General features: G+C 34.1%; 14 protein-coding genes, 1 pseudogene and 1 riboswitch. Of the genes and pseudogenes, 12 read left to right on the top strand and 3 right to left on the bottom strand.

Going from position 1 to position 14,173, the window contains the following annotated elements; all coding sequences use genetic code 11:
* A pseudogene (locus EC501_RS18780) lies at nucleotides 1-84 on the top strand (IS200/IS605 family transposase); the annotation flags it as partial.
* Between the two features lie 253 nt (nucleotides 85-337).
* The gene (locus tag EC501_RS04765; RefSeq protein ID WP_122971158.1) at nucleotides 338-607 is read left to right on the top strand and encodes a hypothetical protein; all 270 of its coding nucleotides are present in this window, start codon (nucleotides 338-340) and stop codon (nucleotides 605-607) included.
* A gap of 33 nt (nucleotides 608-640) precedes the next feature.
* On the opposite strand, the gene EC501_RS04770 is transcribed toward EC501_RS04765, so the two are convergent.
* Nucleotides 641-934: a YxcD family protein gene (locus EC501_RS04770; RefSeq protein ID WP_122971159.1), complete on the bottom strand. Its 294-nt coding sequence runs from the start codon at nucleotides 932-934 to the stop codon at nucleotides 641-643.
* Nucleotides 922-1,380, bottom strand: coding sequence for a hypothetical protein (locus tag EC501_RS04775; RefSeq protein ID WP_122971160.1), 459 nt, complete (start codon nucleotides 1,378-1,380; stop codon nucleotides 922-924). The genes EC501_RS04770 and EC501_RS04775 overlap by 13 nt, the downstream gene beginning before the upstream one ends.
* A 246-nt stretch (nucleotides 1,381-1,626) precedes the next feature.
* On the opposite strand from EC501_RS04775, the gene EC501_RS04780 reads away from it, so the two are divergent.
* The 3 genes from EC501_RS04780 to EC501_RS04790 all read left to right on the top strand — a co-directional run bounded on the left by EC501_RS04780 (nucleotide 1,627) and on the right by EC501_RS04790 (nucleotide 4,027).
* Nucleotides 1,627-1,890, top strand: coding sequence for a YhdT family protein (locus EC501_RS04780; protein WP_122971161.1), 264 nt, complete (start codon nucleotides 1,627-1,629; stop codon nucleotides 1,888-1,890).
* Nucleotides 1,890-3,335: a sodium/pantothenate symporter gene (gene panF, locus EC501_RS04785; RefSeq protein ID WP_174232652.1), complete on the top strand. Its 1,446-nt coding sequence runs from the start codon at nucleotides 1,890-1,892 to the stop codon at nucleotides 3,333-3,335. The genes EC501_RS04780 and panF overlap by 1 nt, the downstream gene beginning before the upstream one ends.
* Nucleotides 3,336-3,445: 110 nt before the next feature.
* Complete coding sequence (locus EC501_RS04790; protein ID WP_122971163.1) at nucleotides 3,446-4,027, top strand: transcriptional regulator; 582 nt, start codon at nucleotides 3,446-3,448, stop codon at nucleotides 4,025-4,027.
* 40 nt (nucleotides 4,028-4,067) lie between these two features.
* On the opposite strand, the gene EC501_RS04795 is transcribed toward EC501_RS04790, so the two are convergent.
* Entirely contained in the window at nucleotides 4,068-4,439 is a 372-nt protein-coding gene (locus EC501_RS04795; protein ID WP_122971230.1) for a nucleotide excision repair endonuclease, read from the bottom strand.
* Between the two features lie 176 nt (nucleotides 4,440-4,615).
* Here EC501_RS04795 and EC501_RS04800 point away from each other — a divergent pair, with 176 nt between their 5' ends.
* The 7 genes from EC501_RS04800 (at nucleotide 4,616) to EC501_RS04830 (ending at nucleotide 13,886) form a co-directional block, all read left to right on the top strand.
* Nucleotides 4,616-5,041 (top strand): acyl-CoA thioesterase, encoded by a 426-nt coding sequence (locus EC501_RS04800; protein ID WP_122971164.1) that lies wholly within the window; start codon nucleotides 4,616-4,618, stop codon nucleotides 5,039-5,041.
* A gap of 145 nt (nucleotides 5,042-5,186) precedes the next feature.
* The gene (locus tag EC501_RS04805; RefSeq protein WP_122971165.1) at nucleotides 5,187-8,975 is read left to right on the top strand and encodes a DEAD/DEAH box helicase; all 3,789 of its coding nucleotides are present in this window, start codon (nucleotides 5,187-5,189) and stop codon (nucleotides 8,973-8,975) included.
* Nucleotides 8,976-8,987: 12 nt separating this feature from the next.
* Nucleotides 8,988-9,764 carry a hypothetical protein gene (locus tag EC501_RS04810; protein ID WP_122971166.1) on the top strand — a complete coding sequence of 259 codons (777 nt, stop codon included), beginning with the start codon at nucleotides 8,988-8,990 and terminating at the stop codon, nucleotides 9,762-9,764.
* Nucleotides 9,765-9,815: 51 nt separating this feature from the next.
* A riboswitch (SAM riboswitch) is annotated at nucleotides 9,816-9,926 on the top strand.
* 109 nt (nucleotides 9,927-10,035) lie between these two features.
* Nucleotides 10,036-10,974: a homoserine O-acetyltransferase MetA gene (metA, locus tag EC501_RS04815; RefSeq protein WP_122971167.1), complete on the top strand. Its 939-nt coding sequence runs from the start codon at nucleotides 10,036-10,038 to the stop codon at nucleotides 10,972-10,974.
* A 151-nt stretch (nucleotides 10,975-11,125) separates the two neighbouring features.
* The gene (locus tag EC501_RS04820) at nucleotides 11,126-11,635 is read left to right on the top strand and encodes a sigma-70 family RNA polymerase sigma factor (RefSeq protein ID WP_122971168.1); all 510 of its coding nucleotides are present in this window, start codon (nucleotides 11,126-11,128) and stop codon (nucleotides 11,633-11,635) included.
* The gene (locus EC501_RS04825; RefSeq protein ID WP_122971169.1) at nucleotides 11,632-12,933 is read left to right on the top strand and encodes a DUF4179 domain-containing protein; all 1,302 of its coding nucleotides are present in this window, start codon (nucleotides 11,632-11,634) and stop codon (nucleotides 12,931-12,933) included. Before EC501_RS04820 ends, EC501_RS04825 begins: the two co-directional genes overlap by 4 nt.
* 92 nt (nucleotides 12,934-13,025) lie before the next feature.
* Entirely contained in the window at nucleotides 13,026-13,886 is an 861-nt protein-coding gene (locus tag EC501_RS04830) for an MBL fold metallo-hydrolase (protein WP_122971170.1), read from the top strand.
* Nucleotides 13,887-14,173 lie beyond the last annotated feature (287 nt).

The raw sequence follows: 14,173 nt of genomic DNA on the forward strand, positions 1-14,173 counted from the left end.
TACATTAGGGAACAAGAAGCTGAAGATCGATTACGTGATCAAATGACGAGTAGAGAATATATAGACCCATTTAAACGAGATTAAAGAACAAATACGGTTGACGGTCAATTAAAAAAGCCCCTTTAGGGGCAGTTAGTAAGGAGCCCTTATAGGGCGTTACTAAAACCGCCTGTTTTACAGGCGGATATTTATTATAATTAAAACTCTTTTATATAATAGGGAATGAAAAATTCAATTTACATACGATAGAAATTTTTATTGAAAAGGATACTTACTGTTAATAAAATAAAAGAAATAAAATATATTATTTTATAACGAAAAATAAGAGGGAGGAATTATGAATAATAGATATAGCATTCTTGCGAAGTTTCGAGATGGGCGTTATTTTTATTTAAACTTTAACAATCCGAACATATTGGATTGTTTAGAACAAATTCCTCCACCTCAAGGATTGCTAGCATTAGCAAAGTGGCCCGTATATAAACATGCAGAAATCGAATTTTTCGTAGAATTAATCAATGGGAATATTAAATATTATCATTTAAAAGATCGCAATACGAACGTTAGAAAAACCGTTACATTAGATAAAACCGAATTAGATTATTAAAAAAGAGGTGTCTACTAGGACACCTCTAATTTTTTACCATTCAATATGCGCAATGATTCCTTCTTCATCATGAAGATCTAACATAATTCGAGCGGCAATCGAATCACGGTGTAATTGTTCATCAAGATAAAGTCGAATAGCCGTAATAAAATTCACAGTATTATAGAAATCCATTTGCCCATTCACATAAGCTTCAGCAGTAAAACCAGCCGCATCATCATACATTAATTCAACTTCTACATCTGTCGGTTGAACATGCTTAAATTTTGCGTGGAAATAGCAAAGAGCGTTGATTACTTCTTGTTCAGATAATGTTATCTTTTCCAACTGTCCGTTACCTCTTTATCTTTTTTACGTTTCATCATTTGATATATTTTCATACAAATGAAAACAATCAAAAGAATGGCCGCTGCATTGATCGCAAATCCTAAAATGTTCCCGATCAATCCCATATCAGAGAAAAGGCTACCAAACAATAATCCAGCTAACCCACCAACGAATAATCCTTTCATAAGACCACCGCTAGTAAAGCCACCTTTCGTAGTAGTACTAGTTGATTTGTTTGTAGTAGAAGTTGATTTATTTACAGTAGAGTTTGTCCCTGTATTATTATCTTGGAAATTATTCGTTGTACCAGTATTATTATTGTAGCTTTTTTTACCAGACTTGTACGATTTTGCTTCAACTGTTTGAACATCATCAACAAGCATAACAGTTCCTACACTTGAGAAAGCTAAAGCAAAGGCCATTAAAATTGCAGAAAGTTTTTTCATAACGTAAATCCTCCATCCTAATTAACACACAATAACGTGTGAATACTCTATTATTATAACAAAATATGTTTGCGTAAAAAAACAATTTCCCTCTAGTAAAACGTTTTATTTCTCTTTCCTTCATATTTTGAATAATTAGATGATGAACTATACAAGAAAAATGGCTCATTAAAATCTTCCATTTCCATAAATGACAAAGTATGATAGAAAAGTATCCAAGTTTTTTTGATGAAAGGATGAATGATGTTGCAAGATAAGCGTTTTCAAATTGCAAATCGCGAGGCGTTAATTGGCGTAGCGCTTGTAATAATTAACTTTGCTATTTGGTTTGGATGTGCATATGGATTAGGTTCCGGTGATCCAACAGAATATCAATATATTTTAGGTTTTCCCACTTGGTTTTTCTTTAGCTGTATAGCTGGATCTATTTTTATGATTATTCTCATTTGGTTTACAATGAAAGTATTTTTCAAAGATGTACCCTTTGAAGATGGGGAGGGAGATCAATGATTCATTGGCAAGTAATTATTCCGCTCCTGCTCTTTTTAGCAATAATTTTTATTATCGGTTTTTGGGCCAATAAACAAGTTCGTACTTCTAATTCTTTCTTACAGGAATATTTCTTAGGTGGTCGTGAGATGGGAGGATTCCTACTTGCGATGACGATGATGGCTACTTACGGTAGTGCATCAAGTTTTATCGGTGGACCAGGGGTTTCATATAATTTAGGACTCGGTTGGGTTCTTCTTTCGATGGCTCAACTTCCAGCAGGCTATTTTGTTTTGATGATTTTAGGTAAGAAATTTGCCATTATTTCTAGACGTTATGAAGCCATTACATTAATTGACTTCTTAAAAAAACGATATGAAAGTAATATTGTTATTTTTATTTCAGCTATTAGCATCATTGTTTTCCTCTTTGCATCCATGACTGCCCAATGGGTAGGGGGAGCACGATTAATTGAATCATTAACGGGACTTAATTATACCGCCGCTTTACTCATATTTGCTGTGACAGTACTTGTCTATGTTATTATTGGTGGATTTCGTGCTGTTGCCTTAACAGATGCAATGCAAGGAACGGTAATGATTATTGGAACGGTTATTTTATTAATTGGGACGATCATGGCAGGTGGGGGATTGGATAATATTATGAACTCCCTTGTAACAGAGGATCCTGAAATGTTATCACCCTTTGGTTCTGATGGTTCTCTAACTCCTTTATATGTTTCAACCTTTTGGATTTTAATCGGATTAGGAGTAATTGGCCTACCTCAAATCGCTGTTCGTGCAATGAGCTATAAAGATTCCAAAAGCTTGCATCTAGCCATTTTAATCGGAACAATTGGTATTGGAACAATTATGTTCGGTATGCATTTAATCGGCGTACTTGCTCGACCTGTCGTACCAGGAATTGAAGTGGCAGACACAGTCATGCCAATATTGACACTAGAAGTACTTCATCCCGTTTTAGCTGGTATTGTGTTAGCAGCACCGATGGCAGCAATAATGTCGACGGTAAATGCTTTGTTGATTCTTGTAAGCTCAACGGTGGTGAAGGATATTTACCTTAATTTCATTAATCCGAAGGCATCAGATAAACAAATTAAAAATAGAAGCTTTCTCGTCACAACCGTAATTGGACTAGCAGTCGTTTTCTTTGCATTAAAGCCACCTGAATTTTTAATCACGTTGAATCTTTTTGCCTTTGGCGGTTTAGAATCTGCCTTTTTATGGTCTGTCGTGTTCGGACTATATTGGAAAAAAGCGAATAAATATGGCGTTATTTCTTCAATGATTACAGGTCTTTTGCTTTATATTTATATTACGCGTGAATTTCCGAACATTTTTGGGATGCACAGTGTAACAATTCCTGTGCTAGCATCCTTCATTGTATTTATCGTCGTAAGTTTATTAACCCAGCATAAGACAAAATTAACCTCAACGGATATTTAGAAAAGCTTTTAAATGACGTTGTCTATCTTTCTATGGTAATGTCATACATGATGATATAAGGGACTTTCTTTACGAAATGACCAAAACAAAAACGAAAGGGGTCATTTCATATGACAAATAAGGTAACAACACAATATAACGGTATGATTTTACTAACAGGTTATTTACAGCGATTATTCGTTGCTGAAACCATTTATCGAAGAGTAGGGGAAACATATGAGCAAGAGCGGTATGATAAAGTAAAGGCACTTTTAGATGAAGCCTATACGATTTTACCAGTATTTGAAGAAACCCATACTTTAACAGCTGCACAAAAAATCCAACTTCAGTTAATCGCACACCAAACAGAAGAATTAATGAAGACTTATTTTAAACAAATGCCGTTATCCTTTAATCAAAAGCTTGCTATTGTAGGTTCATCATTATACGCTGAACAACATGTAAACGCAGGAATTATTCGTTTAGGAAAAATGTTTAATGTGGAAATAAATAAAGATTTCCACCAACGTACTAAATTTTATGAAGAACGCACAAAAATGATTGATTACTTAGTTTTTGTTCTCCATCATGAAGAACAACCAGAGGAACAATTTAAAAAACCAATTGATCCATGGTTTAACGATGTAATAAAAAATAAAGATTTCGTATTAGAAGATTTTAAACAAATTGCTGAAATGCTAGAATTCAACTAAAAAGAAGCTGATTGGTGAGTTTCCCAATCAGCTTCTTTTATTAATAAAACACTTTCTCTACGTTATATTTTGCACGTAAAGTATTTATCGCATATGTTTCATAAATTTCCCGTTCCATTGGATCTTCGATTTCATATACTTCAATTTTATAAATTTCATCCCGATGATTTTTCATCGGAGAAACGTTATCTTCAAAATGTTTCTTAATGCGTTGACGAATTTTACGTGCTTTTCCTACAAATAATAACTCGTTTTCTTTATTGTAAAAGAAGAAAATTCCGCCTTTATCACGGGTAATTTTGTGAAAATCAATAAAGCCATGGTAAGGTGTAATCGGCACGTCCCCTTCCTTTAATTGTTGTTGTCGTTGATAAATGACAACATTCGGTTTTGGTAATTCAATTTTAATCAAAGTCATTTCACGTCCTTCATTTGTATAGAGTTTTATGCTACCATAAATGCCAAGCAATTGCTATAAAGGAAAATGTTCTTTCACTATATTTCAACATTATTATCACCCAATGTGTCAACTGTTATTATTGTTAAAAATAGAAGGAAATACGTTATAATAAATTTGAGGTGAAAGAAATGTTTGTAAGTGAAAAACAAATTGAAATACGGTATGCAGAAACAGATCAGATGGGTGTTGTATACCATGCAAATTATTTAGTTTGGATGGAAATCGGACGTACCCAATTAGTAAATGATATTGGCTTTAATTATGCCGGACTTGAAGAACAAGGATACATATCTCCTGTATTAGATTTATCCATTCAATATAAAAAAGCAATGCGTTATGGACAAGTTGCAACGGTTCGTACATGGGTTGAGTCCCATTCAAAATTAAAAACGATTTATGGCTATGAAATTTTGCATGAAGACGGTTCTGTTGCTGCAACGGCTACTTCACTTCATACATTAGTGAAAAAAGATAGTTTTAGACCTTATCCATTAAGTAAAGTAGACCCAGAGTGGGATACCAAATATTTAGAAATTGCCAAAGTAAATAATTAAATGGAAAAGATCAGGCTAGCCAAAAGCTAGTCTGTTTTATTTTTACCAAATTTCAAATTATTTTTGTCCGTCTACCACGATTCCTTGAATGTTGATATAATAATCTTTATGAGCAAAAAAAGAAAGACTGAAAGGAGGTGTGTTCATGGTACAACAAATGGGAGCAATGGAGACAATTAAATGTTTTATTTTGTTAACGAATACTGCCAGAGAAGCTTTGAAACAACATTTCCAGGATGAACACGCCTTCTTTAAATTGCAGCATGGCTTCGACGTATATATTGAAAAACAATCAGTGGAACAGACGACATTAAATTTAACTTTCTTTTTTGATAATAAACGGAACGAAAAATTAACAAAAAAATTTGGTGATCGTGTAGTTATCATCGACTGTGCCTTTGACTTAAAAAATGGGCTCGTTGCAAAAAGTTTTAGAACACGGGGAAGAAATACACCGGTTATAACGAATCGAAGACAAAAAATGCGCATTCATTTTGTGCCATCCCGTATTAGCGGTCATACATACTCCGATAAATTTATTTCGACAATTGCAGAACTTCCCGTTGCTCAAGAACGGTTTGATTATGTAAATAAACGAATTTCCAGTTGGGAAGGGTACTTAAAGGTTTTATATAAAAATGCTTCTATTGATGATATTGACGCTACCTTTCATTCCCTTCAATATAGTCAAGACTTTTCGAAAGTAACGATACGATGTAACGGCATTGACGATAAACAATGGAAACAACTAAAAGGCTTAAGTGCATATGTCAAAGGTTATCCTAGAGAAATTGGAGAAGTTATAAAAGTTCACCAACAATCGAGGACGATTGATATTGAATTAAACGCAAAAGTTGCTAAACTTGCCCGCACTAATGACTTTGACTTTACAAGTGAATACATTACATTTAGTAATGCTTCAACGAAATCCCAATTGAACCGACTTTTAAAAGGATTTGAACATTTAAAGGAAGGATTAGCCGCCAATCCAAATCTCGAAAATATTTTATTTGAAGATACTCCGAAAATCGCGGAACGTAAAAAAGATATTTCATTAGAATTCCATAATCCTTTAAATGAATATCAACGAGAAGCCGTTAGTGGAGCAATGTCAGCCGAAGACTTATATGTTATTCAAGGTCCTCCAGGAACAGGGAAGACGACGGTTATTTCAGAAATTTGCTATCAAAACGCAAAGGCTGGTTTAAAAACGTTAATTGCATCTCAGTCGAATCTAGCTGTTGATAATGCCCTTAGTCGATTATTAAACAATAAGGATATCCGTATTTTACGCTATGGCCGTACTGAAAGTATTGAAGAAGACGGTAAAAAATTTATAGAAGAAAATGTTGCTGATTATTGGAAAAAGCAAACTTACGAAGCTATTACGAAGGAAATTGAAGATCACCAACTAAAAGAAAAGCAATTGAAGAATGATATTACCCAATACGAGAAGGAAATTGAATCTTTAAAGCAAAAAGAGAGTCAATTACAAGAGGATATCGCAAAAAAGGAAGCTGCTGAAAAAGAGCTTAAAATTGTAACAGAAGAAATCGGTCAGCTGAAGAAACAAATTATCCCTCTGAAAAAAGAACGAGAAAAGACTGAACAAGCATTGGAAAAGCTTAGCGCTTCCAATGAACGCATTTCAGAAAAGATCAATGAACTAAATCATTCATTAGTTACCATTGGAACAAACGAATCGATTGATGAACAACTGTTTGAAGCGCAAGAAAAATTGAAAAAAAGTAAGCAACTTCTAGAATATATTCAAGTAACCCAACAACTCATGGAAATAGAGTTGCAGCTTGCAAATGTTCAGAAGGAATTGGAAGACATTGAAAGCAGTTCCGATACGATTAATTCCATTATCGAATCCGTTGAATCGATGAAAAAAATACATGAAATTGAATCTTTCATTGAAGATCAAAACATTCACCGTGGATATGTATTAAATCAACTGTTTCATGACATGGATAAAATTCATGAACAACTTTTACCTTTTAAATCTTTAAAGGAAATTACAATCCGTTTAGATAAGGCAATTGAATATAGTAAAACATCCCTCGGTATTGAAGGACAGATGAATCCTTTACCAAATAATCATCATTACTCCTTACAAGAAATCGAGGAGTTTTTAACGAAATTGAGCTATGCTTTTGCCCAAAAGAAAATAACGAGAGAAAATGGAGCCCGATCAATCCAAGGCCTCTATTTAAGAAAGCAATATTTAAATCAGTTAGTTCTTCGTTACAGAGCACTTGTAGATGAGTCCCTTCTAGTTTTTAGTAAAATAAAAGAAGAAGTATGTGATCAGCTTAAGCAAAGGGAAGAAGCAGATCAATCTTCTTTAAACCTTTTAAAAGCAAAAGAACAAAACTTATTACAATCTCAAGAGAAGTATAAAGAACAACTAAACACTTTCGAGTCTATCATTCAAGAGGATGACATTATCCCTTCTATCGAGGAAATTCATACGATTTGTGAAGCATTGGAAAATGAAATGCAAATATTATTGGAAAACAAAGAAAAAACATCCATTCTTGAAGAACAGTTATCAAAAAAACAACAGGAATTAGAAAGTGTTCAAAAGGAAATGACAAGTGGCCAAACATTATTAAAACAATTTATTTCCCAGTTAAAAGAACTAAGCTCGAAGGGATTACAGCTTGAAAAGAAATATGAACAACTTGAACAATTGACAAAACAACATCCGGAACTTGAACTGGAAAAAACAAAATCCAAAATGGAGTCAATTACGGTAGAAATTGATAAAGTCCATAAGAAAATTGAGATGCTTCCGATTGCTCAAAAAATGCAGCTTCAATGGAAAACATTATTAGAGCAAGCTACGGAACATGACTTAGATGAAATACGAAAACTTTATGTTAAACATGCAAATGTCATTGGTACAACATGTGTTGCTTCTGCCAACAAAGAGTTTATGGACAATTATCCGATTTTCGATGTTGTGATTATCGATGAAGTATCAAAAGCAACTCCGCCAGAATTATTGTTACCGATGTTAAAAGGGAAAAAGGTGATTCTAGTAGGCGATCATCACCAGTTACCACCACTAATTGGGGATGATACATTTGAAGAGACATTAGAAACGGTTTTAAAAGAAAGCGACACCTTTGAGGAAAAACGAGAATTAGAAAAATTACTAGAGGAGTCTTTATTCGAACGTCTATATAAAAACTTGCCTGCAACGAATAAAAAAATGTTAGCCATTCAATACCGGATGCATGAAAATATTATGCAAACAATCGCTCCATTTTATAAAAATGGCAATGATTCATTGAAATGCGGGCTATCTGATTCAGATGTATTACGGGATCATAAATTGGAAGGTCCATCTATAAAACGAACGGATCATTTACTATGGATTGATATTCCGAATAGACATCCGTATTTTGAAGAACGGATGAAGGAAGGTTCAAGTCTATATAATGAAGCTGAATTAGAAGTTGTTCGTACTATGTTGCTTGAACTAAATGAAGCGACTGCAAAAGCTAAATCGGAAGAATTAATAGCCCAAGATGAATTAAAATCTGTAGGGGTAATTAGTTTTTATGCTGAACAAGTAAAGCGGATTAACCGACTCATTGAACATGAGTTGAACATTCCTCATTTACATATTCGTACAGGTTCAGTCGATAAATTCCAAGGTATGGAAATGGACGTCATTTTAGTAAGCATGGTTCGTAACAACGATCATAAACACGGCGATATTGGATTTGCGAAGGACTACCGGCGACTGAACGTAGCCCTTTCCCGAGCTCGTGAGTTACTCGTATTAATCGGTAGTATAGAGATGTTTACGAATCGTCCTAAAAAGGAAGAAACGAGAAGCATGTACCGAAACTTGCATCAAATTGTCCAATCACAAAATGGTTACCGAAATCATAACGAATTACTAATTACAACGTAGTAAGGTGGATTTATGGAATTACTTTCATTACAACAATCATTATCTACTCAACTTTTAAAGAAATCGAATATCTCCATTTTGAAGACGGATACTTGGAGTGTACCTGTTCACAGTGTAAATATTACATATAAACCGATATCCCGTACAAAAATGGATATTTTAATGAAAATGATTCTTCAATCCGTTGCGAACAACGCCTTTGAAAATGCAGAACAGCTAAGTGAAATTCTTCTTGTAGAACAACTCTTCATACAAGATTTGTTATCTAAAATGCAAAAAACTGGATTAATTACGAAGGTGGATTCCCATTATCAACAAACGGAAAAGGGACAAAAACAATTACAAAGCGGTGTTTTTGAAGAAGAACAGGATATAAAAACGATAGAATTGCTTTATAGCCCATCCCACCATTTATTTTTAAATGGAGATATTGAAGAAGTACTAGAATATGAAGATTTTCCAGAGCAACTGTATCGATATCATAAACAAGAAGAGGAATTATCGATACAAAACGAACAGGTGATAAAGGAAATTCAAGCATTTGAACAACCCGATTTAGACGATAATGGGGAAAATTTGTCCGTAACCCCATCGATTGATTCTATCGAAGATATCCAAATTAATGATATTCCCTGTATTGAGTTTATTTTATACGACGAAGAACAGGATCATTTCACCGTACGCGTTTGGAATACATTAATTGATAATTGGGATGAAAAGCTCGAACAGGTAATATTCCAAAAAGAACAATCAACTTGGCGGGAAAATTATTTACAGAAAAATAATTAATGAATATTGCAAATATTAGCTTTACGTGATAGTATTATTTTAATTTCATCAATCTTATCAAGAGAAGCAGAGGGACATGGCCCAATGAAGCTTCAGCAACCTCTAACAACCGGTTAGAAAGGTGCTAATTCCAGCAAGACAATTTGTCTTGGGAGATAAGAGTGCGCGTATATAAAATTGTACCCTCTCATTCTCACGCTGGAATGAGGGGGTTTTTATTTATCTTCTCTTTTTAAGATGAAATGAAAGTTAAGAAATGGGGGAACAAAAAATGCCTATTAATATACCAAAGAGTTTGCCTGCTGGAGAAATATTGCGCAAAGAGAAAATTTTCGTTATGGAAGAAGACCGCGCACAAACACAACAAATTCGACCTTTGAACATTTTAGTTTGTAACTTGATGCCAGAAAAAGAGAAAACGGAGTTACAACTATTACGTTTACTCGGAAATACACCTTTACAAACAAATGTTACTTTTCTCAATACCGCTACATACTTATCTAAAAATGTTTCAAAATCTCATTTAGATACTTTCTACAAAACATTCAACGAGATTAAACATCGTCGTTTTGACGGGATGATTATTACGGGAGCACCCGTCGAACGAATGGAATTTGAAGATGTACACTATTGGAATGAAATAACAGAAATAATGGATTGGGCAAAAATCAATGTAACGTCTTGTATGTATATTTGTTGGGGAGCCCAAGCAGCACTTTATCACCATTTTGGTATCGGAAAATTCGAACTTCCTAAAAAATGTTCAGGAATTTATTCCCATGTCATTACCGATTTAACAGTAGATTTAGTGCGAGGGTTTAGTGACGAATATGTAGCGCCCCATTCCCGACACACTTCCGTATCCATCGAGGATGTACGCAACTGTCCTGAACTTCGGTTATTAAGCTTTTCGGAGGAAGCGGGTCCATTTATTATCCAATCTAAGGATACAAAACACATCATGATTACTGGCCACTTAGAATATGATGCTACTACTTTAGCAGATGAATATAAGCGAGATGTGGAGAAAGGTGAACCGGTAGAATTACCGGTCAATTACTTCCCAAATAACGATCCAAATAAAACACCAAAAAATACTTGGCGTGCCCATTCCCATTTACTTTTCTATAACTGGTTAAACTATTACGTTTACCAAGAAACTCCATATGATTGGCATTTTGTTGATGATATGATTGAATTTCACATTTAATAAGATAATGAAAACGGATGTTATGAAACCGATAAAAGGTTTACATCCGTTTTTTTATTTTGACTTAAAATTCAACAATTGAAAAATTTTCAATCATTTTAGTGAACGATTTCTCGTTTCAAAATGTCTAATAAGTATAGGGGGGAAATGAATGGAACAAATCGAATTGGCGAAAAAAGCAATCGCTGGAGATGAAACGGCCTTACTTCAAATTTTAAAACAAGAAGAAAGCACCCATTACCGAATCGCTTTTAGTTATTTAAAAAATGAACATGACTCCCTTGAAGCCATCCAAGAATTTACATTTTGCTGTTTTCGTAAAATACATACAGTAAAGCAAGCAGAATTTCTAAACACATGGCTCATTCGAGTGTTATTAAATGTATGTTCAGATATTCAAAAGAAAAAAAGGCGCTATGAATTAAGAAACGATGTAGCGGAAGGGACTTTCCAAAATGATGATAATCATCTTGAACTTTCTGAAGCTATTTCAAAACTAACTCCAAAACAGCAACAACTCATTTATTTAAAATATTATTGTGATTTAAAAAATAAAGAGATTGCAAAGGAAATGCACATTTCTGAAGGAACTGTAAAATCGAGGCTACATACTGCATTAAAAAAACTACGATTTTTATTTAGTGAGGGGGGACAGTCATGAACGAAAAGGATTTCGACAAGTTAAAGGAAGAGTTAACGAATATTGTAGTACCTACAGAAAAATTAGCTTCTATGCGACATAACGGATATGCAAAATATAAAAAAAGACAAAAACGAAATCGTCTCTTCTTCAAACAAGTTGCTTTAATAGCCGTTGTAGTCATTATATTTGTTAGTTCCATACGTGTCTCACCAGCTTTTGCAAATGCTGTTGCTAAAATTCCTGGCTTTGCACCCCTTGTTGAAATGCTAACAAAAGATAAAGGTTTAAAAGATATTGTGGATAACGAATACTTTGAAGAACTAAATATTGTACAAACGAAAAACAACATTACACTCACGATTCTCGGTACAATTGCTGATGAAACAGGTATTGTTATTTTTTACGAATTGGAAGCACCTTTTAATATTTCAAATTTAGAGACAAAAGAATTTCAATTAAGTCAAAATGGGGAAGTAATCAATAGTTCCTCGACTTCTGGCTGGCCTTATACAGAACCTACTAAAACCATTCAAGGAAAACTTGAAGTTATTGCAACATCGAAAATCGATTATTCCAAGCCGGATTTTGAAATTTATTTGAAATTTGATGATACAAAGGAAACTTCTTTCACGATCCCATTCACGTTAACAAAACCAATTCAACCGTCTAAAGTTTACGATGTGAACAAACCGTTAAAGATCGACGGTCAAACCATCTATGTACAATCATTAACGATTTCCCCATTAAGAGCAGAATTGAAATTAAAGGTGAACAGCCAAAATACAATGCAAATTTTACAAATCGATCATTTGAAAGTATTAGATGAAAAGGGCGAAGAGTGGGGTAAAGTTCAAGATGGACTTGTCGGACTTGGAAGTTTTCGAGAAGAAACCAATAGTATCTTTATTCAAAGTAACTACTTTAGAAAACCAAACAAAATAACCCTAGTATTAGATCAAATTGAAGCTTTACCAAAGGGAGAAGACTATGTTGAAATTGATTTCCTTCGTCAAAAAATAGTAAAAGTCCCGCCAATTGATGATTTCGATTTAAAGATTCTTGATTCAAACTCCATTGAAGTCACTTATAAATCAAAAGAAGACCATCATGTTCAACTGTTTAGTGACGTGATAGATGCTGAAGGTAATCAATTTTATCATAACAGTTTTAGCGTTTATGAAAATCATAATCGTTTTACAGAAAGTTCCTATCATTTCGATTTAAAAGGTGCTGTTAATCCTGTACAAATTTATTTCTTTAGTTATCCTCACTATTTGGAAGGTTCAACCAAAGTAGAAATTCCATTAACAGAATAATTTTAAAACCCACCGAGCAGTGGGTTTTTCTTTTACATAAATGAATAGGTTAGAATTTTTAAGAAAAAATAGTAGAGAAGGAAGGTGGAACTTTGAGTGAACAAATGAATTATGGAGAAGATTATAAATTCATCCCTGTAACTTCTGTAATGAGTGGATTGGGACAAGAAGTAACTCCAGATATCTACTCTTTAACAATCCAAGTCGTTAATCTTTGTATGGTCGGTAACACAAACCATTCCCAAGCATGGACGTTAATCGATGCGGGAATGCCTAAGTCAGCTGAAAAGATTATTCATGAAGCAGAAAATCGATTTGGTGCTGATGCCCGTCCAAATGCTATTGTTTTAACTCATGGTCATTTTGATCACGTCGGGGCCATTATTGAATTGATTGAACATTGGGATGTACCCGTATATGCCCATGAACTGGAAATTCCCTATTTAACAGGGGTTAAAAGCTACCCTGAACCTGATTCAACGGTAGAGGGTGGATTGGTTGCAAAAATGTCTCCTTATTTCCCTAATGAACCGATTAATTTAGGAAGCCATGTTAAGCCCTTGCCTTCAGATGGTACCGTTCCATCCATGTTAGAATGGCAATGGATTCATACACCTGGCCATTCACCAGGGCATGTATCGTTTTATCGACAATCTGATGGTGCATTAATTGCTGGTGATGCATTTGTCACAGTGAAACAGGAATCCTTATTTAAAACCCTCGTTCAAGATCAAGAAATAAGCGGACCTCCCCGATATTTTACGACCGATTGGCAACAAGCTTGGGATTCTGTGAAAACATTAAGTGATTTAAAACCTCAAATTGCCATTACCGGTCATGGCATGCCTATGAAAGGTCAAGAATTAACAGAAAATTTAACGAAGTTAGCTATCGATTTCGATGTCATCGCTATCCCCAAACATGGCCGTTATGTGGACGGCTCCCAAAATTAACTAATTTTAATTCAGGATGTTTGTTTTCATAACAAACATCCTTTTATTCTTTTCATGAATGAATATAACAACTGCTCGTCTAATATTATGAGTTAAATAATAAAAGGGAGGTTCCATTCGTATATCCATTCTCTTACTGAACTTTAATTGTGAATGATCAATGAAAGGATTAAGTTCTCACATTAAAATTTTAAGCGCTTTCAAAATTATTACCTAGTTGAAGGAAAGGAGTTGGATTTAATTAACTTAACGTTATCGAATTGAAGACAAGTGTATTGAGAAAGATG

This window comes from Lysinibacillus halotolerans, assembly GCF_003711845.1.
GTDB lineage: Bacteria > Bacillota > Bacilli > Bacillales_A > Planococcaceae > Ureibacillus > Ureibacillus halotolerans.

What these genes read in the sequence shown, in the direction of transcription:
- EC501_RS04820 (WP_122971168.1), top strand. Translation starts at nt 11,126, where the DNA reads ATGGAACAAATCGAATTGGCGAAAAAAGCAATCGCTGGAGATGAAACG.
- EC501_RS04775 (WP_122971160.1), bottom strand. Translation starts at nt 1,380, where the DNA reads ATGAAAAAACTTTCTGCAATTTTAATGGCCTTTGCTTTAGCTTTCTCA.
- EC501_RS04825 (WP_122971169.1), top strand. Translation starts at nt 11,632, where the DNA reads ATGAACGAAAAGGATTTCGACAAGTTAAAGGAAGAGTTAACGAATATT.
- EC501_RS04810 (WP_122971166.1), top strand. Translation starts at nt 8,988, where the DNA reads ATGGAATTACTTTCATTACAACAATCATTATCTACTCAACTTTTAAAG.
- EC501_RS04765 (WP_122971158.1), top strand. Translation starts at nt 338, where the DNA reads ATGAATAATAGATATAGCATTCTTGCGAAGTTTCGAGATGGGCGTTAT.
- metA (WP_122971167.1), top strand. Translation starts at nt 10,036, where the DNA reads ATGCCTATTAATATACCAAAGAGTTTGCCTGCTGGAGAAATATTGCGC.
- EC501_RS04800 (WP_122971164.1), top strand. Translation starts at nt 4,616, where the DNA reads ATGTTTGTAAGTGAAAAACAAATTGAAATACGGTATGCAGAAACAGAT.
- EC501_RS04790 (WP_122971163.1), top strand. Translation starts at nt 3,446, where the DNA reads ATGACAAATAAGGTAACAACACAATATAACGGTATGATTTTACTAACA.
- EC501_RS04805 (WP_122971165.1), top strand. Translation starts at nt 5,187, where the DNA reads ATGGTACAACAAATGGGAGCAATGGAGACAATTAAATGTTTTATTTTG.